Raw genomic sequence first — 21,404 nt, 5'->3', positions numbered from 1 at the left:
TTATTGTGCATTTGTCTGAAAATGCTGTGACGCCTGTCCGTGGACCGGCTCTGATCTGCGTATCTACGCTTGAGCCATGCTCGGTTCCCTGCTTCTCGCGGCCTCGCGGAATCCGCTGGCGCGGCGCGCCGTCTCCGGCCTGCCGCCCACCCGCCGTGTCGTCGACCGCTTCGTGGCGGGCGAGTCCGCCGCCGACGCGGTCACCGCCGTACGCCGGCTGACCGACGCCGGCCTGACGGTCACGATCGATCACCTCGGGGAGGAGATCCGCGACGCGGAGGCGGCGGCGCTGACGGCCAAGGCGTACGTCACCATGCTGGACGCGCTCGCGCCGCTCGGCCTCGGCCGCCGCGCGGAGGTGTCGGTGAAGCTGTCCGCCGTCGGGCAGGCGCTCGACGAGGCGATGGCGCTGGAGCACGCCCGGCGGATCTGCGCGGCCGCGAACGACTGCGGCACCACGGTCACGCTCGACATGGAGGACCACACGACGGTCGACTCCACGCTCTCGATCCTGCGCGCCCTGCGCGAGGACTTCCCCGACACCGGGGTGGCGATCCAGGCGTACCTCTTCCGGAGCGAGGAGGACTGCCGCGACCTGTCCGGCTCGCGGGTGCGTCTGGTGAAGGGCGCCTACCGGGAGCCCGCGTCGGTCGCGCACCAGAACAAGGCCGAGGTGGACCGGGCGTACGTGCGGTGCCTGCGCATCCTGATGGCGGGTACGGGATATCCCATGGTGGGCACGCACGACGACCGGCTCATCGCGATCACCGAGACGCTGGCCGACCGGTACGGCCGGGGCCAGGACAGCTACGAGTATCAGATGCTCTACGGGATCCGGACGGACAAGCAGGAGGCGCTCGCGGGCGCCGGTGCCACCGTCCGGGTGTACGTGCCCTACGGCGACGACTGGTACGGGTATTTCATGCGCCGCCTGGCGGAGCGCCCGGCCAACGTCGCCTTCTTCCTGCGGTCTCTGAGGGGTAAGTGATGGACGCGATCAGCAATGTTCCGGTCCCGGCCAACGAGCCGACGTACGGCTACGCGCCGGGCAGCGCCGAGCGGGCCTCCCTTGAGGACCGGATCAAGGAGCTGAGCGGTTCGCCGCTGGAGCTCACGATGACGATCGGCGGCGAGCGGCGGCTCGGCGGCGGCTCGCCCATCGACGTGGTGCAGCCGCACAACCACGCCTCGCTGCTCGGACGGACGTCCGAGGCGACGGCCTCCGACGTGCGGGCGGCGATCGACACGGCGCTCGCGGCGGCTCCGGCCTGGCGGGCGCTGTCGTTCGACGAGCGGGCCGCGGTGTTCCTGAAGGCCGCCGACCTGCTGGCCGGCCCGTGGCGGGCCACGCTCAACGCGGCCACGATCCTGGGCCAGTCGAAGTCGGCGCAGCAGGCCGAGATCGACGCCGCCTGCGAGCTGATCGACTTCCTGCGGTTCAACGTGGCGTACGCGCGGCAGCTCCTCGCCGAGCAGCCGGTGTCGTCGCCGGGTGTGTGGAACCGGATGGAGTACCGGCCGCTGGAGGGCTTCGTCCTGGCGATCACGCCGTTCAACTTCACCGCCATCGCCGGAAATCTGCCGACTTCTGCGGCTTTGATGGGCAATGTCGTGGTGTGGAAGCCGTCGCCGACGCAGCAGTTCGCGGCGCACTTCACCATGCGGCTGCTGGAGGCGGCGGGGCTGCCCCCGGGCGTCATCAACATGGTGACCGGCAACGGCTCGGCGGTCTCCGAGGTCGCGCTGACCCACCCGGAGCTGGCCGGGATCCACTTCACCGGCTCGACCGGCACCTTCCAGCACCTCTGGCGCACGGTCGGGGAGAACATCACGGGCTACCGCGGCTACCCGAGGCTCGTCGGCGAGACCGGCGGCAAGGACTTCGTCCTCGCCCACCCGTCGGCGTCGCCGGAGGTCCTGTCCACCGCGCTGATCCGGGGCGCCTTCGAGTACCAGGGGCAGAAGTGCTCCGCCGCGTCCCGCGCGTACGTGCCGCGGTCGCTCTGGTCGCGGATGCGGGACGACTTCGTCGCCACCGCCGAATCCCTGACGGTCGGCGACGTGGCGGGCGACCTGTCCACGTTCATGGGCGCCGTCATCGACGGCCGGGCCTTCGCCAAGCACCGTGACGCGATCGACCGGGCCAGGTCGGTCGACTCGATCGACGTCCTCACCGGCTCGTACGACGACGAGGTCGGCTATTTCGTGAAGCCGACCGTCCTGGAGTGCTCCGACCCCACGGACGAGATCTTCGTGAAGGAGTACTTCGGCCCGATCCTCGCGGTCCACGTCTACGAGGACGCGGCGTTCGACTCGGTGCTCGACCAGATGGAGAGCGTCTCGCCGTACGCGCTGACCGGGTCGATCATCGCGCAGGACCGGTACGCGATCGCGTCCGCGTCCGAGCGGCTGCGGTTCGCGGCGGGCAACTTCTACGTCAACGACAAGCCGACCGGCGCGGTCGTGGGCCAGCAGCCCTTCGGCGGCGCCCGCGCCTCGGGCACCAACGACAAGGCCGGATCGATCTTCAACCTGATCCGCTGGGTGAACTCCCGCACGATCAAGGAGACGTTCGTCCCGCCGACCGACCACCGCTATCCGCACATGGGCTGACCGGCGAGCGCGCGCCGCGAAGGATCGACCCTCGCGAGCCCCCGCCTCGACGGCGGCCCCACCAGGACGGGCCCGGATCTCACCGCGAGATCCGGGCCCGCCCGCGTCCCCGCGTGAATGGAACGGCGGCCGGACCGGCTCTCAGGCCGACGGCGGCGGGTAGCGGTGGATCTCCGCTCGATGGCCCGTGGACCCGGCGAACTTGGCGTCATCGGTCAGCAACGGCACACCCAGCAGCTCGGCCAGCGCGACGTACATGCCGTCGTACGCGGTGAGGTTGTTCCTGAGCTGCAGCACGCGCGACTGCAGCGGCGCCATCGGGTGCCGGACGATCCTGAGTTCGGCATAGCGCCGCAGCATGATCTGGGCCCGCTCCTCGGAGATGCGGACCTCGGGCTTGCTGGTGATCACATGCCCGCGCACGACCGAGGCGATCTCGACATCGATCAACGCGGGCGCGTGCACCTTGCGGGCGAACCGCCGGCGGAGAAGGTGGTCGCCCTTGACGTTCGCCAGCAGGCGAAAAACGATCGAGGCGTCGACGACCAGGCTCACCTGCGCCCCTCGCGCAGGGTCTCGCGCACGAAGTCGGGATCGTACGGAACGGGCTCATCGGTCTCGATCCTGGCCATCACCTCGTCCAGCGTCGGACTGGCCGCCTCTTCGTTCAGCAGGTCGCGTACGTACGCGGCGAGGGACTTGCCGTCGCGCTCAGCCCTTGCCTTGAGCGTCCGCTCGGTCTCGTCGGGGACGTCTCGAACCTGAATGGTGCCCATGCCACCAACGTAACATGCAGGATGCATGCAGTTCTGCGTGAAAGCGGCATCCCGGACGCCCGTCCGGCCGAGCGGCGAAGGGACGAGGCGGCCTCACCGCGGGCCCGACCCGCGAGCGACGGCGGCCCCACCAGGGCGGGCCCGGATCTCTCCACGAGATCCGGGCCCGCCCGCGTCCCCGCCGTGAATGGAACGGCGGCCCGTCAGCCCCGCTTCGGCGGCCGCGTGTGCATGGGCGCCGCGATGCGGTTCCACAGGTTGATCTGCGCCACCTGGGCGACGAGGTAGGCGGCCTCCTCCGGCTTGAACTCGGCGGTCACCGCGTTCCAGACCTCGTCGGACACGCTGTCGGGCTGCTTCGTGGCGGCCTCGGCGTAGTCCAGCGCGGCCCGCTCGGCGTCGGTGTACAGCTCCGACTCGCGCCAGGCGGACACCTGGTAGATCCGATCGGGCGTCTCGCCGTTCCGCAGCGCCTCGTGAATGTGCATGTCGATGCAGAAGAGGCAGCCGTTGATCTGCGAGGCGCGGATCTTGACCAGCTCGCGGACCGTGGCGGACAGCGGGCCCTTCTGAACCGCCTGCTCCGCCTGCAGGAACGCCTTGTACACCTCGGGCACAAGCTGGGCGATGTTCTCCAAGCGTGACATCCTGCCCCACCTTTCTCCGTCTCTTTCGGGTTCTCGCCAGGGAGACGAGACAGCACTCACCGATGTGACGGTTTTCCCGGAAGTTTTGGCAAATTCGCCTGGCGCCCCTGTCTCACGCCCGGCCGGCCGTGCCGAGCCGGGGTCTCAGCCGCGCTCGGGGACGGCCATCTCGCCGAGGAGGGACCAGTCGTCCTGCGGGACGGTCGTGTTGACGATCCGGGGCGTCTCGGCGAGGTGCGGCGGCAGGGTCCGCTGGGCCTCCCTGAAGTGTTCCGACTGCACGTGCGCCGCCCCGGCGGCGTCGTCGCGGAACGCCTCGACGAGGACGTACTCGTTCGGATCCTCAAGGCTGCGCGACCAGTCGAACCACAGGCAGCCCGGCTCCTCGCGGGTGGCCCGGGTGAAGTCTCCGGTGATCTCGGGCCACCGGTCGGCGTGCTCCGGCAGAACGCGGAACTTCGCGGTAATGAAGATCATTTAATCCGTCCCCATGAGTAGCGGGATCGGCGGCGGGCCGATCTGAACCGGCCGACCATACCAATTCCGCCACCCGCCGGCCCGCTCGCGACGCTCCGGGTCACCGCGCCCGCCGGGCCCCGCGTTCCCACCGGCGAACCGGCCCGTGGCCGCCGTCACACGGCGGCGAGGAACTCCCGGACGGCGTCGGCGAACCCGGCGGGGTCGTCGTCGTGGACCCAGTGGCCGCAGCCGGGGAACTCACGCAGCACGGTGCCGGGGCGGCGCTCCGCCATCTCGACGGCCATCGCGGTGGGCAGGACGAAGCTGTCCCGGCCGTGGACGAGCAGGGCGGGGCAGGTGGAGGCGAGCCAGTCGGGCCACCAGTCGCCGATCAGCGCACGCTGGGAATCCATCATGTCGGCGGGGTCGAAGAGGAAGCCCCAGCCGTCGGGGTGCTCGGCCGCGCTCTCCAGGAAGTAGCCCGCGTCGGGGATGCCCCGCGCCTCGACCTCGCGGCGCAGCTCGGCGAGGGTGGCGGCGCGCCGGGGCCAGCCGGTCACGTCCAGGACCGGGTGCGGAACGTCCGGCTGCCGGTTGAGCGCGCCTCCCTCCTCGACGACGAGCGCGCGGACCAGGTCCGGGTGCCGGGCGGCCAGCCGGTACGCGACCACGCCGCCCATGGAGTGGCCGAGCACGATCGCCGGGCCGAGGCCGAGCCCGCGCAGGAACTCGGCGGCGTCGGCGACATAGGCGTCGGGAGTGAAGTCGCCGTCCCGCCCGCTGTGGCCGTGGCCGCGCTGCTCCAGGGCGATCACGCGGTGGCCGGGGGCGAGGGCGGCGGCCAGCGGCGCGAACATCCGGGCCCGTCCGAAGTGGCCGTGCAGCGCCAGCACCGGCACCCCCGGCCCGCCGAAGTCGATGTACGCGAGGCGCAGTCCGCGCATGGTCGCCTGACGCTCGACGGCCATCGTTCGTCCATCCTCTCCGGGGTGCCCCCGATCTCGCGACGCCCCGGATCACCGTTCCGGCGGGAGGGGCAAGCCTAGCGGGCCGGAACGCGGCACATCCGAATCTCCACCGACCAGGGCGATATATCACCGAAAATCCTTCAACATCAGCTTTTAACAGGAAAAGCGATCAAACCCGGCGAATCGGTGTATTGACGGCGAAGTAGTGTCGATCAAGACTTCTTCCACTCGCGTGTGCCCCCCGCCGGGCTGACCCCCTACCCGGACGGGACACACCGGAGAAGGAGTCTCTGCATGAGGAGTCCTCTGGACCGTAGGAGGGCGCGCCGCGTCGCGGTCACGCTCGCCCTGCCCCTGGCACTCACCCTGAGCGCGCTCCCGGCGCTCGCCGACCCCTCCCCCGCACCCGCCGAGGTCGTCCCCGACCGGCAGTCCACCACCGAACAGAACGGCGTCGCCCTGATGCGGATCGTCGTCCCCGACGAGGCGGCCGTGGACCGGCTGAACTCGATGGGCGTCGACCTCGCCGAGTACAAGAAGCCCCTCGACAACGGCATCGAGGTCCACGCGGTGCTCAGCCCCGACGAGGCGCGGCGCCTCCGCGACGAGGGCTTCGACGTCCAGGGCGTGATATCCGACCAGACCGACAACGCCGTGAACCAGGCCGAGCGGTCGCGGGCGCTGAAGTCGGCGGCCGAGGCGACCTCCGAGGCCGACACGCTGACCCCGCTGCGCGCCGAGTGGTTCACCAGTCAGGACGACCAGCGGTTCCTGTCCGTCGAGGTGAAGTCGAGCGCCACCGACGCCGAGACCGTGCTCACCGTCGCCTGGGACAGCGGCCGCGGCACCGCGCCCGACTCCGGCGGCACCGCGACGATGTCGCGCTTCACCGACGCCGGGCAGTACATGTACCACCGGTTCAACACGCCGCTGTCGATCGCGCAGGCGCCGACGACGGTCACGGTCACCAGCAACCGCGGCGGCTCCGTCACCGTGCCGGTGACCAAGTGGCTGGGCGAGCGGCGCAAACCGCCGAGCAGTCACTACGTCGCCGACTTCGTCGACCGCTACATGGACCCGACCGAGGTCACCGACCGGATCACCTCGCTGGCCCGCGAGTTCCCGAAGATCGCCGAGATCGTGGACCTGCCGTACAAGACGAACGGCTACCGGCGGGCGGCGCAGGCGCAGTTCGGCACCGCCGCGGCGAGCACGCTGTACGTCAGCTCCAAGGCGTACGGGCACGAGGGCGGCAACGACGTCAGCGTGGCGGTGACGAAGCCCGATGCCACCTCCTCGCCGCTCGGCGTCTCCGTCACGGGCAAGGCCATCGCGGTCTCGCTGGCCACGGACGCCTCCGGAGCGGCGGCCAGCACCGCCAGGCAGGTCGTGGACGCGATCAACGGCGACGCCGCCGCCTCCGCGCTGGTGACCGCCGCGACCTACCGGGGCAACGCGGGGGCCGGCCTGGTGGCCGCCGCGCCGGCGACGAGGCTGACCGACAACCTGAAGGCGCCCGCCTCCGTCTCGCGGGAGCCGTTCCAGATGAAGGCGCTGCGCGTCGGCAAGCGGCGGGACGGGTCGAAGACCGGCGTGTTCCTCTACTGCCAGGAGCACGCGCGCGAGTGGGTGACCCCGCTGACCTGCGTGGAGACGGCGGAGCGGCTGCTGCGCAACTACGCCGGGGACGCGGCGACCAGGAAGCTGGTCGACGACCTCGACATCTTCATCCTGCCGACGGTGAACCCCGACGGGGCGCACTACTCCTTCTACGACTACAACATGCAGCGCAGGAACATGACGAACCACTGCGCGGCCAACTTCGGCGATCCGGCGGCCCGCAACTCGTGGGGCGTCGACCTGAACCGCAACTTCTCCGTCGGGTCCGTCTTCGACGGGTACAGCGGGGCCTCGACGAGCTGCACCAGCGACACCTTCGCCGGTCCGGACGAGCTGTCCGAGCCCGAGGCGAAGAACGAGGTGTGGCTGACTCAGCGGTTCCCGAACATCAAGTTCGCGATGAACACGCACTCGTACGGCGGCTACTTCATGTGGCCTCCGGGGGCGTACAAGGCGGCCGGGCGCGAGCTGCTGCCGCGCGTGGACTACGGCACGGAGAGCTTCTTCTGGAGCGCGTCCAGCCACATCCTCTCGGCCGTGCAGACCTGGCGCGGCACGGCGATCTGGCCCGGCCGCACCGGCCCGGTCCCCGACGTGCTCTACTCGGCGGCCGGGAACAGCGCCGACGAGCACTGGTACAACCGGGGCATCATCGGCTGGGACTTCGAGGTCGGCGCGGACGTGTACAACGCCGAGACCAAGCGGTTCCAGGCGGTCGGCTTCCAGCCGCCGTTCAGCGAGGGGCACGAGGAGGCGATGGAGTTCTCCTCCGGGCAGATCGCCATCCTGGAGGTCGCCCGGGCGTACGCGGACGACCGGCAGGCGCCCAGGTCCGAGCTGAAGGTCACGGGGCGGACCGCCGGCTCCACCTCGTTCACGTTCACGGTGGACGAGCCGGCCAACGTGTACTACACGCTGGACGGCAGCCGGCCGACCCTCTCCTCCCCCAAGCTGACCGCGGCGGGGATGCGTGAGGGAGCGCAGCAGATCAGCGTCGGCGCGACCACCGAGGTGCACTGGTTCGCCGTGGACATCGCCGGCAACAACGAGAAGAACTACAAGCCCGACGGCAACGGCAAGAACTACAACAAGGCCAGGGTCGTGGCCGGCGACGGCCGCTGACCCCGCCCCATCGACCGGTCACCCCCCGGGACGCCCCTCACCGGCCGTCCCGGGGTGTGCCCGATCAGCTCCAGGTGGCGTTCTTGAGTACGCCGGACAGGCCCTTGTGGTCCCACAGGTCCACCACCAGGATCTTCGAGGTCGGCAGGAACCACTCCCGCTGCGTGAAATGCACCTTCCGCCCCGAACTTCCCTGCGCCTCGCAGTAACCGGGCCAGGCGGTGTACGCGGCCGCGTGCCCGCGTCCGACCTGCCGCAGCCCTCTCGAGGTGGCCTTGTCTCCGAGAACCGTGAGGGACATGCCTCCGAAGGGGCACGACGGCTGCGTGAGAGTGGGAACGTACCGGTCCTTTCCGGTGTAGCCCCAGTAGGCCAGCGTCTTGGGGCCGACCAGCCAGAAGCTCTTGCAGTCGGCGTAGAAGTACTCGGGATCGGTGCACGGACCGGTTATCACCCTGGCCGTGTCCCCGTAACGGCGCACCTTCCACGCCGACGGCATCCTCAGGTTCATCCCCCGGAAGGAGAAGGTCGTGGTCCCGCGGGCCGGCAGCGCGCTCGCGCCCGACGGGATCCCGGCCGGCGGTGCTCCCACCGCGGCCGAGGCGGCGGCGGGAACGGCCAGCGTGACCGCCGTGGTCAGGACGGCCAGGACAGCAGATCGTTTCCTCATGCCCCGGAAGCTACCGATCATGACTTGGCGCTCACTTGCGGCGAGCAGCAGCGTGACTGGTACTGCCGCGGCGGAAGATTCTGATCGTCGACCGGTGGGCCGTTCCGGGGCCGGCCACGATTTCGTGTGACGCGCTCTGGGACCACCGACCTACGGGGCATGACCGACCGGTGCTCGGACTTTTCGTTCCGATGCCCGTCATGCCCCGGGCCGCACCGGTCCGGCCGGCGGTTCACCGGCCGGATGCGAATCCTCCGAGCATGGCCGCGACCATGACCGCCGTCAGCACGCCCGCTCCGATCTTCATCGGCCTGGACCCCTCCAGGAGGCCGAAGCAGAACAGCAGTATGGCCGGGGTGAGCAGGACGACGCTCATCACCAATATGGCCTTCCATACGCCTCGGGCGCCGGTGGGAATGACATGGTCTCCCAGCGGACCGATCGCGGCCGGGAATGTCTCGCCCACCTCCACGTCCGCCACGGTCTTGATGACGATCGGTGCTCTGGCCGGGTCCTCGAAAACGAACCGGGCCCTGCAGTCGTGGTGGGTGCTGCGTCCGCTCCGGTACGCCCTGCAGGACAGGACGGTCGCGGTCCCGGGCACGCCCCTCATGCCGAGCGCCGTCTGCATCTCGGGCAGGGTGGAGTCGAAGATGAGGAACGGAATTCCCACCAGCGCGAAGAGCGGCATGAGCATCCCCAACGCGGCGAACAGCTTCGCGCCGACCTCGCCCGTCGAAGAAGAGCCGTTCGTGTTGAGGCGCCGCTCCTGCGCCTTCGCCTGCGCTCGGGCCGCTTCCCATCGCCGTCATCTGTTACGGCGCTCCCGCGTCGTCTTCCCCATGATCAGATCATGAACAGCGACCCCTAAGGACTGGTTGGGACCGACTGGGGCGATCGAAGGGGGAGACCGAGAAGCAGGGGTACCGCACCGAAGACGTCCTCGGGCTCGACAAGCGTCGGCCGGGTCTGCGCGCGGCCCACGAGCGTTCGGACAGCGCCGAGGGGCGTGACTGGGAGCGCTTCGGTGCCCTGCCCGGCGAGGATGTGGTGTACGAGATGCCGCAGACCCGGGAACGGATCCGCGGGAAGTCGGCCTTCCTCCAGTTCAACATCGAGTACCCCGGTGATTATGATCATTTCCGGTCACAGCGCTAGGACACCTCGCCGGAGCCCGGCCCGGCGGAGCGGGCCTTGCGGGGGGAGTCCATGACGGCGGCCTCCTCCGGGGTGGGGGCGGTGCCACCGAGGTGGGCGGGCTGCCACCAGACGCCCGGCGGGATCTCCGGGTAGGTCCGCTGCGCCCGGTCGAGCAGCTCCGCCATCCTCCGCCGGAGCTCGGCGTTCAGCCCGGCAAGGTCGGTCGGCCGCGCGCCCGGCTCGGGCTGCCCCGGCTCGGCGAGGGGCGCGGCCGGCTCGGCGTACCCCGGGTCGGCGAGGGGCGGGGCGGGCTCCGGGAGCATGGGCTCGCCGACCAGGATCGTGACGGGCACGTGCCGCTGCAGGAGCCTGCGCGGGCGGCCCTTGGTCCACAGCCGGTGCGGCCCCCACACCGCGACCGGGATGAGCGGGACGCCCGCGTCGGCGGCCATCCTGATCGGGCCGCTCTTGATCTCCTTGACGGTGAACGAGCGGCTGATCGTGGCCTCGGCGAAGTTCCCGACGATCTCGCCGTCCTTCAGCGCGCGCACGGCCGCGCCGTACGCCCCGGCCCCGGCGGAGCGGTCCACGGGGATGTGGTGCATGCCGCGCATCAGCGGCCCGGCCACCGGGTTGTCGAAGACCTCCTTCTTCGCCATGAACCGGACGAGACGCCGGGACGGCCAGGCGGCCAGCCCCGCGAAGATGAAGTCGAGGTAGCTCACATGGTTGCTGACGAGCACCGCCCCGCCCGTCCTGGGCACACGTTCGGCGCCCTCGATGCGGATCTTGAGATCCAGCGCCTTGAAGAGCACCAGCGCGCTCCGGATCACCGGGGGATACACGATCTCAGCCATGACCGAACGGTAACTTACGCCACCGTAACCTCCCGATCCGCCCCCGGGCGAAAGCCCGCCTCGGGGACGGGAGATCGCCGGGCGGCGACGCCGGGGGCCGGTCGGCGGGCCCGCCGACCGGCGGCCCCGAGGCGACCGGCACGCGCGGACGCCCCGGGGCCGGGGGCGGCTCAGTGGGCGCGGAACGCCTCCTCCAGCCACCACGCGCCCCGGTCGGCGGTGACCTTCGCCTGGACGACCAGGGGTGTCTCGCGCGGCCCCTTCAGCCACTCGGCGACCCCCGACAGATCGGCCCGCTCGCGTACGGTCACCGCCTCGCAGCCGAAACCGCGGGCGATGGCCGCGATGTCGACGGGCGGGAAGGTGACGGTGTCGAGCGCGTGGCCGTCCGGTCCGAAGTGGTGGACCTCCGCGCCGTACGCCTCGTCGTCGTAGACCACGACGATCATCGGCAGGCCGAGCCGCACCACCGTCTCCAGCTCGGCGACGCCCATCAACGCGCCGCCGTCGCCGAGCGCGGCCACGGGCAGCCGGTCGGGCCGGGCGAGCGCCGCGCCGATCGCGGTGGCCAGGCCGAGCCCGATCGACTGGAACGCCTGCGTGAAGCAGAAGCCGTTCTCGTCCGGCACCGACAGGAACATCGACGGATATCCCATGAAGTTCCCGGAATCGACGGAGACGATCCGCTCGGCAGGCAGCAGGTCGTCCAGCTCGATCGTGAGCGTGCGCGGGTCGATGCGCCCGTCCCCGCTCCGGTCCTCGTACGGGATGTCCCGCCAGCGGATCCCCGCCGCGATCCGCGCGGCCGACTCGGCGGTGCGGTACCCGTCGCGGGGCGCGCCGAGGGCCAGGGTCACGGCACGCGCGGTCTCGGCCGCGTCGCCGATCACGCCGAGGTGGACCGGGCGGTGCGCGCCGACGGCGTCCGGGTCGAGGTCGACCTGTACCACGGTGGCGTCCGGGCCGACCAGCGTGCCGTGCCGGGTGGTCCACATGTTCAGCGCGCAGCCCCAGGCCACGATCAGGTCGGCGTCGCGGATCAGCTCGGCGGCGGGCGGCGAGGCGAAGCCGCCGCTCACGTCGAGGTCCCACCGGCTGCCGCGGAACAGGCCGCGCGCGACGGCCGACGTCGCGAGCAGCGCGCCCGACCGGTCGGCGAGCGCCTCGATCTCCCGGCGCGCGCCGCGCGCTCCCCTGCCGGCGATGAAGACCGGCCGTTCCGCGCGGGCGAGCAGCCGGGTCAGCTCGCTGACGGAGTCGGCCGGGGCCGGTCCGGGCGGCGTCGCCTCCGGCCCGCCCGGGAGCGGCCCCTCCGGGACCGACACGGCGGAGTCGGCCGGAGCCAGGTCGGCGGGCTCGCCGAGATCCTCCGCCAGGTCGCGCCGCGCCCGGTCCCGCAGGTCGCGTACGGCGGCCCAGGCGCGGCTCCCCTGCTCCCCCACGTCGCTGATCCGGCTCGACCGCAGCTCGCGTACGGCCTGCACGGCATCGTCGGGCAGGACCGCCTCCTGCACGTCGAGGGGCAGGTTGAGCAGGACGGTGCGGCGGCCGAGCAGCGCGGTGAGGAAGGCCAGCACCGTGTCCTCGACGACGGTCTCGGCGGAGCCGACCCGGGCGGCGAGCGCGCCCACGGCCGACGCCAGGCCCGGCTGGTCGATCCGGAAGTTCGAGCCCGGCGCGGTGGCCTCGCCGGCCAGCACCAGCAGCGGCGTGCGGCTCTTGGCGGCCTCGGTGACCCCGGTGAGCGCGTTGGTGAGGCCCGGTCCCTGGTGGACGCTGAGCACCGCCACGGTGCCGCTCATCCGCGCGTACGCGTCGGCCATGGTGGCCGCGCCGCCTTCGTGGCGGGCGGCGACGAAGCGCACGCCGTGCGCGGTGAGGGAGTTGGTCACGTGGAAGTTGCCGCTGCCGACGACGCCGAAGGCGGTGTCGACTCCGAGCGAGGCGAGGACCGCGCCCACGGCCTCGGCGACGTTCACCGCTCCACCAGGGCGAGGACGCGGGCCGGGCTGCCGGAGCCGCCGACGATCGGGAGGGGGCCAGCGACGACGACCGCTCCGGTGGGCGGCAGCCGGTCGAGGTTGCGGAGCTGGGTCAGGCCGTACTTGCCCGCCCCGAGCAGGAACGAGTGGCAGGGGAACGGCGGGTCGAAGGAGTGCGCCGCCCCGGCGTCCGTGCCGACGGTCTCCACGCCCAGCCCGATGATCGGCGTGCGCTCGGCGAGGTGGCGGGCGCAGTCCGCGGAGATGCCGGGGGTGTGCGGGCCGTTCTCGTCGGCGTTGAGGATGCTCTCCTGGTCGTGCGCGCGGGCGTCCCAGCCGGTGCGGTAGAGGAGCCAGCCTCCGTCGGGCAGCGGGCCGTGTTCCTCCTCCCAGGCGGTGACGTGCTCGACCTCCAGCAGGAAGTCGGGGTCCTTCGCGGCCTCGGCGGTGAAGTCGAGGACGACGGCGGGGGCGAGCAGCCGGGCGGGGGCGACCTGCGCGACGTCCTCGCCGTCCCGCGCGGTGACCCAGTGGATCGGGGCGTCGAAGTGGGTGCCGGTGTGCTCGCCCGTCGTGATGTTGTTCCAGTACCACGCGGGCCCGCGGTCGTCGTACCTGCTGATCTCGTGGAGGCCGAACGGGACGGTGTTGCCGAACGGCTCGGGCAGCATCAGGATCGGCGTCGTGTCCGACAGCGGCGCGGTGAGGTCGACCACCTCGATCCCGCCGCCTCTGATGCCCTCCATGAGATCCCGCAACACCGACATGCCCGCCTCCCATTCATCGCAGATCCCCAGAATCCTCCTACAGCCGCCGTCCCGAGCGCCAGCGTGCCGGCGGCGGCGCCGCGGGCCGTGGATCAGCCGATCAGGGCGTAGACGGGCCAGCAGACGGCGGCGCCGGCGACCGCGCCCGCGACGACCTGCGCGGGCGTGTGGTCGCGCAGGACGATCCGCGACCAGCCGGCCAGCGCCGCGAGCGGCCAGCAGGCCCACGCCCACGCGCCGAACTCCACCGTGAGGACGGCCGCGGCCCCCGCGACGGCGGCCGTGTGGAAGGAGATCTTCCACACGCGGGTGATCGGCAGCATGACCACGCCCATGCCGAGCAGCGCGTACTGCACCGCCAGAACGGCGTCGGGCGCGTCCGCGGCCACCAGCACGACGAGGCCGCCGAGCACCAGCGCGATGCTGATCGCCAGGGGGACGAGGCGCTGCTCGCGGCGGGTGATGTGCCGGTCGCTCGCCCGCCCGCGCGCCACGCGCCACAACACCAGCGCGTACGGCAGCACGCCGCCGGAGACGGCGGCGAACAGGCCCCACAGCAGGCCGGTGACGGCGGGGTGGGACTGGTGCCAGCCCACCGCCACGGGAAGCGGGATCACCACGTGGAAGGGGTTGAGCACCTCGGTGACGACCCGGGCCGCCCGGGACTCGCGGGCGGGGGGACGCGCCGCCTTCAGGGGAGTCGTCACCGCTTTCCTCCATCGCTCGCAACGACGCCGCGGCGTACCGGGGACGAGGACGCCGGGGGTTCGACCGGCCACCGACAGTATCGCGATCTTCCCCGGGGCGGTCCACCGTCGCGGACGCCGGGCGCCGGGCGCCGGGGGCCGGGGGCCGGGGGCCGGGGGCCGGGGGCAGGGGGCCGGGTTCGAGGCTTGCCGTCCCTTGCGACAGGGCAGGCGTAAAGGAGGCGACGGCCCCCCACACAAGGACGGCGGCATGAAGAAGCTCATCAACGATGTCGGCTCGGTGGTCACCGACACTCTGCGCGGCGTGGCGGCCGCGCATCCCTCTCTCCGGGTGGACATCGAGAACAAGATCATCTTCAGGCGGGACGCTCCCCGGCCGGGCAAGGTCGGCCTCGTCTCCGGCGGCGGATCCGGTCACGAGCCGCTGCACGGCGGATACGTCGGATACGGCATGCTCGACGCCGCCTGCCCCGGAGAGATCTTCACCTGCCCCGTCCCCGACCAGATCGTGGAGGCGACCACCGGCGTGAACGGCGGCGCCGGCGTGCTGCACATCGTCAAGAACTACACCGGGGACGTGCTCAACTTCGAGATGGCGGCCGAGCTCAGCGGCGACGAGGGCGTGGAGGTGATGGGCGTCCTGGTGGACGACGACGTGGCCGTGCGCGACTCGCTCTACACGGCCGGGCGCAGGGGCACCGGGGCCGCCCTGTTCGTCGAGAAGATCGCCGGGGCGCTGGCCGAGAGCGGGGCGCCGCTGGCCGAGGTGGCCCGCGTCGGCAGGGAGGTCAACGCGCGCAGCCGCTCCTTCGGCGTCGCGCTGACCGCGTGCACCACCCCCGCCGCCGGAATGCCCACGTTCGAGCTCGGCGGGGCGGAGATCGAGCTCGGCATCGGCATCCACGGGGAGCCCGGCCGGGCCCGCGCCCCGCACCGGAAGGCGCGCGAGCTGGTCCGCGTCGCGATGGACGCGATCGACGACGACCTGCCCCTCTCCGGCGAGACCCTGGTCATGGTCAACGGGATGGGCGGCACGCCGCTCATGGAGCTGTACATCGTCTTCGCCGAGGTCGCGGCGTACCTGGAGGAGAAGGGCGCGACCGCCGCGCGCCGCCTGGTGGGCGACTACGTCACCAGCCTGGACATGCAGGGCTTCTCGGTGACGACGTGCGCGCTGACCGACGAGCTCGCCCGTCTCTGGGACGCCCCGGTGGAGACGCCGGCGCTGCGCTGGGGCCGTTGACCGACACCCGACCCTCTGGAGTCCCCCTTGGACACGCGTTTCTTCGTCACCTGGATGGAGGAGATCACGACGGCCGTGCACGCCGGTCGCGACCGCCTCACCCGCCTGGACGCCGCCATCGGCGACGCCGACCACGGCGCCAATCTCGACCGGGGCTTCACCGCCGTCGCCGAGGCCCTGGCCGCCCGCCCGCCCGGCACGCCGGGCGCGGTGCTCGTCCTCGCCGGCACCACGCTGATCCGCAAGGTCGGCGGAGCCTCCGGCCCCTTGTACGGCACGGCCTTCCGCGAGATGGGCAGGGCGCTCGGGGAGGCTCCCGACGTGCCGGTCGCCGCGCTCGCCTCCGCCCTGGAGGCCGGGCTCGCGGGTGTACGGCGGCTGGGCGGCGCGGAGGACGGCGACAAGACGATGGTGGACGCCCTTGCCCCGGCCATACGGGCGCTGGCCCGATGCGCGGGCGAGGGCGGCGAGCCGGAGGAGGCGTTCGCGGCGGCCGCGGCGGCGGCGGAGGAGGGCGCGAAGGCGACGGTTCCGCTCGTGGCGCGCAAGGGGCGGGCCAGCTATCTCGGGCCGCGCAGCGCCGGGCACGAGGATCCGGGGGCGGCCTCGACCGTGCTGATCGTCGGCGCGCTCGGGACCGCGGCCGCCCGCCGAAGGCCGCGTACGGGATGACGGCCAAGCTGACGGGACACGGGGAGGGCACCCCGGACACACGCGGCCGGAGCCGGTGCAAGGTCGCGCTCGGTGTGGCGGCGATGCCCCGGCGCGGTGCGTTCATCGGCCCTCGGCAGGCCGATCTCGTCGTGGTGGCGCAGGCCCCGGGAAGGGGAACATGGCCGGGAAGACCGCCAGGCGACGCGTTCGACGACTCTCAGGGGAAGACGACTCTCAGGGAAGCGGAATGGTGGGCATCGTTCTCATCTCACACAGCAGCGGCCTCGCCGCGGAGACGGTCGTGCTGGCCAGGGGCATCTGCGGCACGGACGTGCCGATCCTGGCGGCGGGCGGCACCGACGACGGCGAGTTCGGCACGAGCGTGGACAAGGTCGCGGCGGCCGTCGAGAAGGCGGACCAGGGGGACGGCGTGCTCCTCATCCCGGATCTCGGCAGCTCCGTGCTGACGGCGCGGCTGCTGGAGCAGCCCGGTTCGGTCGTGGTCGCGGACGCGCCGTTCGTCGAGGGCGCCGTCTCGGCGGCCGTGGCGGCCGGGTGCGGCGCGACGCTGGACGCCGTGCTCGCCGCCGCCGAGGAGGCCAGGACCATCCGCAAGATGTGATCCCGGATCCCCGGCGCCTTCCTCCAGTCGAACCCCGCAGGCCTGGAGCGTCAGCGGCCTACGACGGCCGGGCACCCGTTTCGGATTCCACTCCTGACTCCACCTCGATCGGGTTCTTCAAGCCGCCGGGGCCCGTGGCGTCAGACGAACCTCGACATCCGCGTCCAAAGCCCTTGCCAGGCGCTCCAGAACCGGCAACGTGGGAATGGTGCCGCTGGGAATGGTGCCGCCCGCCTCCAACCGTGCCACCGCCGACTGCGTCATGCCGGCCTCGCGTGCCAGGTCGTTCTGGCTCCAGCCACGCCCCTCCCGCATGCCCCGGACCGTCCTACCCAACTCGTAGGCGAGGCGTGCGGCTTCATAGGCCTCCGCCGCGCCTGACTCGGCCATCCGGCGCTCTCGGAGTTCCCGCCAACTCTCCTGCTCGCTCATACCGCTTCTTCTTCCTCGTCGACGGTGTGCGCCAAGCGACGCCATGATCTCTGTGTGGATGATCAGGTGACCCCGTCGTGTCGCGTACCGGTCCCCGGGCCCGTCACCACGCCATGATCGGCAGTTCATCCGACCTCGTGCGGCGGGCGGCGCGAGATCGCGCCTGCTCGGTGTCGCGCCCGGGAAGCCGACGGCTCATTTCCACTGGAAGTAGACGAAAAGGCGGCCGTGATTCTTCGCGTCCTTGTCGATGCGGTGGTAGAGCGCCTTGATCTCCTTCTGGTCGAGGAAGCGCAGCACCTTCTTCTTGAGCTGGCCGGAGCCCTTCCCGGGGATGATCTCCACCTGGGTGGCCTTGATCCGGACGGCCTCCTGGATGATGTCGCGCAGCGCCCGGTCGATCTCTCGGCTGTTGTTGTAGATGTCGTGGAGATCCAGCTTCAGCTTCACGGGACCGAGTGTAGGGCTTGGCAACTTCCACCCAACAGAGCCGCATAAAGTCAGCATAAATAGTGATCTATGCGGAAAATTGATCTCTAGTTAGACTCCCAGTCAGGTCCGGCCGCCTTCCGGGGCGACCGGCCGGTCGTCGCCCAACGGGGAGGGTCGTGCACCTTCCCGTGCGTACACGGCGGCGGCACGACACCTCACCCTGCGGGCGGCGATTCCGCGCAGTGCCCTCATGGGAGGTGTTCGTGCCAAGGAAGACCCCGTCCACCTACTTACGCCTGGCCGCCGTCGCGAGCGGTCTCGCCCTCGTCGCGGCGACGATCCCCGCGGTCTCCGCGACGGCGGAACCCACCCCCGGCCCCACCGGCTCCTGGTCGGCCACCGCGCTCACCGGAGGTGAACGCGTCCAGGGAGCCAAGTCCGCGACCGGCCGACTGGCCGAGAGCGACGCCCAGTTGCTCAAATCGCGCTCGACGGCGCCGGTGAACGTCGTCGTGAAACTGGACTACGACTCCCTCGCGGCGTACCGGGGCGACCTGCCCGGCCTGCCCGGCACCAGCCCGGCGGTCACCGGGAAGTCCCTCGACCTGAAGAGCGCCGACGCGGCGAAGTACGGCAGGCACATCGAGGAGGTCGAGAACACCTTCCTCCGAGAGCTGGCCGAGAAGGTCCCCGGCGCCAAGGTGGGCCAGCGGCTCCGCACCGTCTACGGCGGCGTGGCGCTCACCGTACCCGGTGAGAAGGCGGCCGAGCTGCTGAAGCTCCCCGGGGTCGCGGCGGTGCAGGAGGACAAGAGGGAGCAGCCGCTCACCGACTCCAGCGCCTCGTTCATGGGCGCGGACACGGTCTACAACCGGCTCGGCGGGGCGAGCTCGTCCGGCAAGGGCGTGATCGTCGGCATCCTCGACTCGGGCGCGTGGCCCGAGCACCCGTCGTTCGCCGACCCGGGCAACCTGCCCGCGCCGCCGGCCAAGGCCGACGGCACCCCGCGGACCTGCTCGTTCGGCGACAACCCGCTGACCCCGGCCGCGGACGTCTTCGTCTGCAACAACAAGCTGATCTCCGGCCAGCCCTTCCTCGCGACGTACAACGCGCTCGTGGGCGGCGAGATGTACCCGGACAGCGCCCGCGACTCCAACGGCCACGGGACGCACACCGCCACAACCTCGGCCGGCGGCCCGGTGGAGCACGCGAACCCGCTGGGCATCGACCGCGGCGCGATCCGCGGCGTCGCGCCGGCCGCCCACGTGGCGGTGTACAAGGTGTGCGGGGCCGAGGGCTGCTACCAGTCGGACTCGGCCGCGGCGGTCGCGCAGGCGATCGCGGACGGCGTCCGGGTGATCAACTTCTCGATCTCCGGCGGGTCCGACCCCTACAGCGACCCGGTCGAGCTGGCGTTCCTCGACGCGTACGCGGCGGGCGTCTTCGTGGCCGCCTCGGCCGGGAACTCCGGCCCGGGCGCGAACACGACCGACCACCGCAGCCCGTGGGTCACGACGGTGGCCGCCTCGACCCAGACCCGGACCTTCCAGTCGACGATCACCCTCACCGGCGGCGGCGCGACCGCCACGATCAAGGGGGCGTCGATCACGGCGGGTGCGGCGACGCCGCTGCCGATCGTGCTCGCCTCGGCCCCGCCGTACAACGACGCGCTGTGCGTCGGCACACCCCCGGCCGGGCAGTTCACCGGGAAGATCGTCGCCTGTGAGCGCGGCCCGAACCGGGTGCTCAAGAGCGCCCAGGTCAAGAAGGGCGGCGCCGCGGGGATGATCCTCTACAACTCCGCGCCGCTCGACGTGATGACGGACAACCACTGGGTGCCGACCGTCCACATCGACAAGCCGGAGACCGACGCGCTGCTCGCCTTCCTCACCGCCCACCCGGGCGCGACGGCGAGCTTCACCCAGGGCGAGAAGGCGACCTGGCAGGGCGACGCGATCACGACGTTCTCCTCGCGCGGCCCGGGCGGCGACTTCCTCAAGCCGGACGTGACCGCGCCCGGCCTGCACATCCTCGCCGGGCAGACGCCCACGCCGGAGTCGGAGCTGGAGGGCCCGCCCGGCAACCTGTTCCAGGTGATCGCCGGCACGTCGATGTCGTCGCCGCACGTCGCGGGCGCGGGGGCGCTCATGGCGGCCCTGCACCCCGACTGGACGCCCGGCCAGATCAAGTCGGCGCTGGAGACGACGGCCACGACGAAGGTCACCAAGCAGGACCGGACCACGCCCGCCGACCCGTTCGACTACGGCGGCGGCCGGGTCGACCTGTCGAAGGCCGCCGACGCCGCCCTGACCCTGGACGAGACCGCGGCCGGCTTCGCGGCCTCGGCGACCGACCCGATGGGCCGGATCGACCTCAACCTTCCCTCGGTGAACGCTCCGGTCATGCCGGGCGTGATCACCGCGAAGCGTACGTTGGTCAACACGACGGACAAGACACTCGTCTACACGGCGAGCGGCACCACGGTCGCCGGGGCGAGCGTCACCGTGCTCCCGCCGCTGTTCACCGTCAAGCCCGGCAAGAGCGTGAAGCTCACCGTCGTCATCGCCGCGCCGGACCTGCCCGACGGGCAGTACTTCGGCCAGGTGAACCTCAAGCAGGTCAACGGCGACCGGACGCAGCACCTCCCGGTCGCGTTCCACCGCCGGCAGGGAGCGGTGCCGATCGACCAGACCTGCGCGCCCGACACGATCGCGAAGAACACCGGCACGTCCACCTGCACCGTGACCGTGCGGAACGAGACCCTGGAGAACGCCGAGGTCACCGCCGTCAGCACGCTCAGCCCGAAGCTGCGCGCCACCGGCGCCACCGGCGCGCAACTGTCCGGGACCCACCTCGTGACGGCGAAGACCACGCTCGCGGCGCGGCAGCCCGACCGGCCCGGCATCGCGCCGGGGACCAACCCGGCGGGCGGCTGGCTCTCGCTGGCCTCCCTCGGCGTCGCGCCGACGCCGATCGGCGACGAGGAGGCGATCAACTACACCGTCCCGGCCTTCGTGTACGCGGGCAAGACGTACACGCGGATCGGGGTCGTGTCGAACGGCTACACCGTCGCGGGCGGCACGAGCGGCTCCGCGGACATCGCGTACAGCCCGCAGACGCTGCCCGACGCGACCGCGCCGAACGGCGTGCTCGCGCCGTACTGGACGGACCTCGACGGCGGCGGGGCGCCCGGCGTGTACGCGGCGTCGCTGACGGACGGCGTCAACCGGTGGCTCGTCGTCGAGTGGCGCGTCCACCTGTACGGCGACAGCGCGCAGAAGGTCTTCCAGCAGTGGATCGGGCTCAACGGCACGGAGGACATCAGCTTCGCCTACAACCCGGCCGCGCTGCCGCCGCACCCCGGCGACGACTACGGCCTGACGGTGGGAGCGGAGAACGCCGACGGCACGGCCGGCGGCCAGATCACCGGCGCTCCGGCGGGCGACTACCGGATCACCAGCACGCCGGGCGCGCCCGGCGGCTCCCTCACCTACTCGTTCACGGTCAAGGGCTCGTCCGCCGGCACCGGTGAGGTGACGACGGCGACCTCGACCCCGCAGGTGCGCGGCATCACCCTGGAGGTGGACAAGATCACAGTGCGCTGACCACGGCCGGCGCGCCGTCCGCCGCGAGGACCGTCACGGCCTCCGGCGGACGGCGTGAATCGGACCGAGTCGAGGAGGGGCCCGGCGC

Annotated in this window: 20 protein-coding genes; 7 read left to right on the top strand and 13 right to left on the bottom strand. The window is 71.8% G+C overall.

What is annotated here, in order from left to right; all coding sequences use genetic code 11:
• The first annotated feature begins 76 nt into the window (after window positions 1-76).
• The gene (locus AWQ70_RS17185) at window positions 77-988 is read left to right on the top strand and encodes a proline dehydrogenase family protein (protein ID WP_067177143.1); all 912 of its coding nucleotides are present in this window, start codon (window positions 77-79) and stop codon (window positions 986-988) included.
• On the top strand, window positions 988-2,613 hold the full coding sequence (pruA, locus tag AWQ70_RS17180; protein ID WP_067177141.1) for an L-glutamate gamma-semialdehyde dehydrogenase: 1,626 nt from the start codon (window positions 988-990) through the stop codon (window positions 2,611-2,613). The genes AWQ70_RS17185 and pruA overlap by 1 nt, the downstream gene beginning before the upstream one ends.
• Window positions 2,614-2,754: 141 nt before the next feature.
• On the opposite strand, the gene AWQ70_RS17175 is transcribed toward pruA, so the two are convergent.
• The 5 genes from AWQ70_RS17175 to AWQ70_RS17155 form a co-directional block, all read right to left on the bottom strand.
• Window positions 2,755-3,168, bottom strand: a complete 414-nt coding sequence (locus tag AWQ70_RS17175; RefSeq protein ID WP_067177139.1) for a type II toxin-antitoxin system VapC family toxin — start codon at window positions 3,166-3,168, stop codon at window positions 2,755-2,757.
• Window positions 3,165-3,389 (bottom strand): FitA-like ribbon-helix-helix domain-containing protein, encoded by a 225-nt coding sequence (locus AWQ70_RS17170; RefSeq protein WP_067177137.1) that lies wholly within the window; start codon window positions 3,387-3,389, stop codon window positions 3,165-3,167. Before AWQ70_RS17170 ends, AWQ70_RS17175 begins: the two co-directional genes overlap by 4 nt.
• Window positions 3,390-3,592: 203 nt before the next feature.
• Window positions 3,593-4,036 carry a carboxymuconolactone decarboxylase family protein gene (locus AWQ70_RS17165; RefSeq protein WP_067177135.1) on the bottom strand — a complete coding sequence of 148 codons (444 nt, stop codon included), beginning with the start codon at window positions 4,034-4,036 and terminating at the stop codon, window positions 3,593-3,595.
• A gap of 144 nt (window positions 4,037-4,180) precedes the next feature.
• The gene (locus tag AWQ70_RS17160) at window positions 4,181-4,513 is read right to left on the bottom strand and encodes a putative quinol monooxygenase (protein ID WP_067177133.1); all 333 of its coding nucleotides are present in this window, start codon (window positions 4,511-4,513) and stop codon (window positions 4,181-4,183) included.
• Between the two features lie 155 nt (window positions 4,514-4,668).
• The gene (locus AWQ70_RS17155; RefSeq protein WP_067177131.1) at window positions 4,669-5,463 is read right to left on the bottom strand and encodes an alpha/beta fold hydrolase; all 795 of its coding nucleotides are present in this window, start codon (window positions 5,461-5,463) and stop codon (window positions 4,669-4,671) included.
• Window positions 5,464-5,757: 294 nt separating this feature from the next.
• On the opposite strand from AWQ70_RS17155, the gene AWQ70_RS17150 reads away from it, so the two are divergent.
• Window positions 5,758-8,205, top strand: a complete 2,448-nt coding sequence (locus tag AWQ70_RS17150) for a M14 family zinc carboxypeptidase (RefSeq protein WP_067177129.1) — start codon at window positions 5,758-5,760, stop codon at window positions 8,203-8,205.
• 64 nt (window positions 8,206-8,269) lie between these two features.
• On the opposite strand, the gene AWQ70_RS17145 is transcribed toward AWQ70_RS17150, so the two are convergent.
• The 6 genes from AWQ70_RS17145 to AWQ70_RS17120 form a co-directional block, all read right to left on the bottom strand.
• Complete coding sequence (locus AWQ70_RS17145; protein ID WP_067177126.1) at window positions 8,270-8,875, bottom strand: hypothetical protein; 606 nt, start codon at window positions 8,873-8,875, stop codon at window positions 8,270-8,272.
• Window positions 8,876-9,107: 232 nt separating this feature from the next.
• The gene (locus AWQ70_RS17140) at window positions 9,108-9,566 is read right to left on the bottom strand and encodes a hypothetical protein (RefSeq protein ID WP_157530116.1); all 459 of its coding nucleotides are present in this window, start codon (window positions 9,564-9,566) and stop codon (window positions 9,108-9,110) included.
• Window positions 9,567-10,029: 463 nt separating this feature from the next.
• On the bottom strand, window positions 10,030-10,872 hold the full coding sequence (locus AWQ70_RS17135; protein ID WP_067177122.1) for a lysophospholipid acyltransferase family protein: 843 nt from the start codon (window positions 10,870-10,872) through the stop codon (window positions 10,030-10,032).
• Between the two features lie 170 nt (window positions 10,873-11,042).
• Entirely contained in the window at window positions 11,043-12,851 is a 1,809-nt protein-coding gene (locus tag AWQ70_RS17130) for a thiamine pyrophosphate-binding protein (RefSeq protein WP_067177120.1), read from the bottom strand.
• On the bottom strand, window positions 12,848-13,621 hold the full coding sequence (locus AWQ70_RS17125) for a cyclase family protein (protein WP_067177117.1): 774 nt from the start codon (window positions 13,619-13,621) through the stop codon (window positions 12,848-12,850). Before AWQ70_RS17125 ends, AWQ70_RS17130 begins: the two co-directional genes overlap by 4 nt.
• A gap of 92 nt (window positions 13,622-13,713) precedes the next feature.
• A complete protein-coding gene (locus AWQ70_RS17120; protein WP_084517236.1) occupies window positions 13,714-14,328 on the bottom strand; it encodes a phosphatase PAP2 family protein in 615 nt (204 codons plus the stop codon).
• A gap of 250 nt (window positions 14,329-14,578) precedes the next feature.
• Between AWQ70_RS17120 and dhaK the strand changes: the two genes are divergently transcribed.
• The 3 genes from dhaK to dhaM all read left to right on the top strand — a co-directional run bounded on the left by dhaK (window position 14,579) and on the right by dhaM (window position 16,847).
• Window positions 14,579-15,571, top strand: a complete 993-nt coding sequence (gene dhaK, locus AWQ70_RS17115; protein WP_067177115.1) for a dihydroxyacetone kinase subunit DhaK — start codon at window positions 14,579-14,581, stop codon at window positions 15,569-15,571.
• Between the two features lie 27 nt (window positions 15,572-15,598).
• The gene (dhaL, locus tag AWQ70_RS17110; RefSeq protein ID WP_067177113.1) at window positions 15,599-16,243 is read left to right on the top strand and encodes a dihydroxyacetone kinase subunit DhaL; all 645 of its coding nucleotides are present in this window, start codon (window positions 15,599-15,601) and stop codon (window positions 16,241-16,243) included.
• A gap of 229 nt (window positions 16,244-16,472) precedes the next feature.
• Window positions 16,473-16,847: a dihydroxyacetone kinase phosphoryl donor subunit DhaM gene (gene dhaM / locus AWQ70_RS17105; protein ID WP_067177111.1), complete on the top strand. Its 375-nt coding sequence runs from the start codon at window positions 16,473-16,475 to the stop codon at window positions 16,845-16,847.
• A 117-nt stretch (window positions 16,848-16,964) separates the two neighbouring features.
• Here the strand turns inward: dhaM and AWQ70_RS17100 are convergent, their stop codons facing one another.
• Both AWQ70_RS17100 and AWQ70_RS17095 read right to left on the bottom strand, forming a co-directional pair.
• A complete protein-coding gene (locus AWQ70_RS17100; protein WP_067177109.1) occupies window positions 16,965-17,279 on the bottom strand; it encodes a helix-turn-helix transcriptional regulator in 315 nt (104 codons plus the stop codon).
• Between the two features lie 195 nt (window positions 17,280-17,474).
• Window positions 17,475-17,729, bottom strand: coding sequence for a Smr/MutS family protein (locus AWQ70_RS17095; RefSeq protein WP_067177107.1), 255 nt, complete (start codon window positions 17,727-17,729; stop codon window positions 17,475-17,477).
• 245 nt (window positions 17,730-17,974) lie between these two features.
• On the opposite strand from AWQ70_RS17095, the gene AWQ70_RS17090 reads away from it, so the two are divergent.
• Window positions 17,975-21,316 carry a S8 family serine peptidase gene (locus AWQ70_RS17090; protein ID WP_245647007.1) on the top strand — a complete coding sequence of 1,114 codons (3,342 nt, stop codon included), beginning with the start codon at window positions 17,975-17,977 and terminating at the stop codon, window positions 21,314-21,316.
• Window positions 21,317-21,404: the final 88 nt, after the last annotated feature.

This window comes from Microtetraspora niveoalba, from assembly GCF_001570405.1.
Lineage (GTDB): Bacteria > Actinomycetota > Actinomycetes > Streptosporangiales > Streptosporangiaceae > Microtetraspora > Microtetraspora niveoalba.
Note: the sequence above shows the minus strand (reverse complement) of the source record. Positions and strands in the feature narration are given on the sequence as shown.

Coding starts and splice junctions, on each gene's coding strand:
- pruA (WP_067177141.1), top strand. CDS start 988: ATGGACGCGATCAGCAATGTTCCGGTCCCGGCCAACGAGCCGACGTAC.
- AWQ70_RS17100 (WP_067177109.1), bottom strand. CDS start 17,279: ATGAGCGAGCAGGAGAGTTGGCGGGAACTCCGAGAGCGCCGGATGGCC.
- AWQ70_RS17160 (WP_067177133.1), bottom strand. CDS start 4,513: ATGATCTTCATTACCGCGAAGTTCCGCGTTCTGCCGGAGCACGCCGAC.
- AWQ70_RS17150 (WP_067177129.1), top strand. CDS start 5,758: ATGAGGAGTCCTCTGGACCGTAGGAGGGCGCGCCGCGTCGCGGTCACG.
- AWQ70_RS17170 (WP_067177137.1), bottom strand. CDS start 3,389: ATGGGCACCATTCAGGTTCGAGACGTCCCCGACGAGACCGAGCGGACG.
- dhaM (WP_067177111.1), top strand. CDS start 16,473: ATGGTGGGCATCGTTCTCATCTCACACAGCAGCGGCCTCGCCGCGGAG.
- AWQ70_RS17185 (WP_067177143.1), top strand. CDS start 77: ATGCTCGGTTCCCTGCTTCTCGCGGCCTCGCGGAATCCGCTGGCGCGG.
- AWQ70_RS17145 (WP_067177126.1), bottom strand. CDS start 8,875: ATGAGGAAACGATCTGCTGTCCTGGCCGTCCTGACCACGGCGGTCACG.
- AWQ70_RS17155 (WP_067177131.1), bottom strand. CDS start 5,463: ATGGCCGTCGAGCGTCAGGCGACCATGCGCGGACTGCGCCTCGCGTAC.
- AWQ70_RS17165 (WP_067177135.1), bottom strand. CDS start 4,036: ATGTCACGCTTGGAGAACATCGCCCAGCTTGTGCCCGAGGTGTACAAG.
- dhaK (WP_067177115.1), top strand. CDS start 14,579: ATGAAGAAGCTCATCAACGATGTCGGCTCGGTGGTCACCGACACTCTG.
- AWQ70_RS17135 (WP_067177122.1), bottom strand. CDS start 10,872: ATGGCTGAGATCGTGTATCCCCCGGTGATCCGGAGCGCGCTGGTGCTC.
- AWQ70_RS17140 (WP_157530116.1), bottom strand. CDS start 9,566: ATGCCGCTCTTCGCGCTGGTGGGAATTCCGTTCCTCATCTTCGACTCC.
- AWQ70_RS17125 (WP_067177117.1), bottom strand. CDS start 13,621: ATGTCGGTGTTGCGGGATCTCATGGAGGGCATCAGAGGCGGCGGGATC.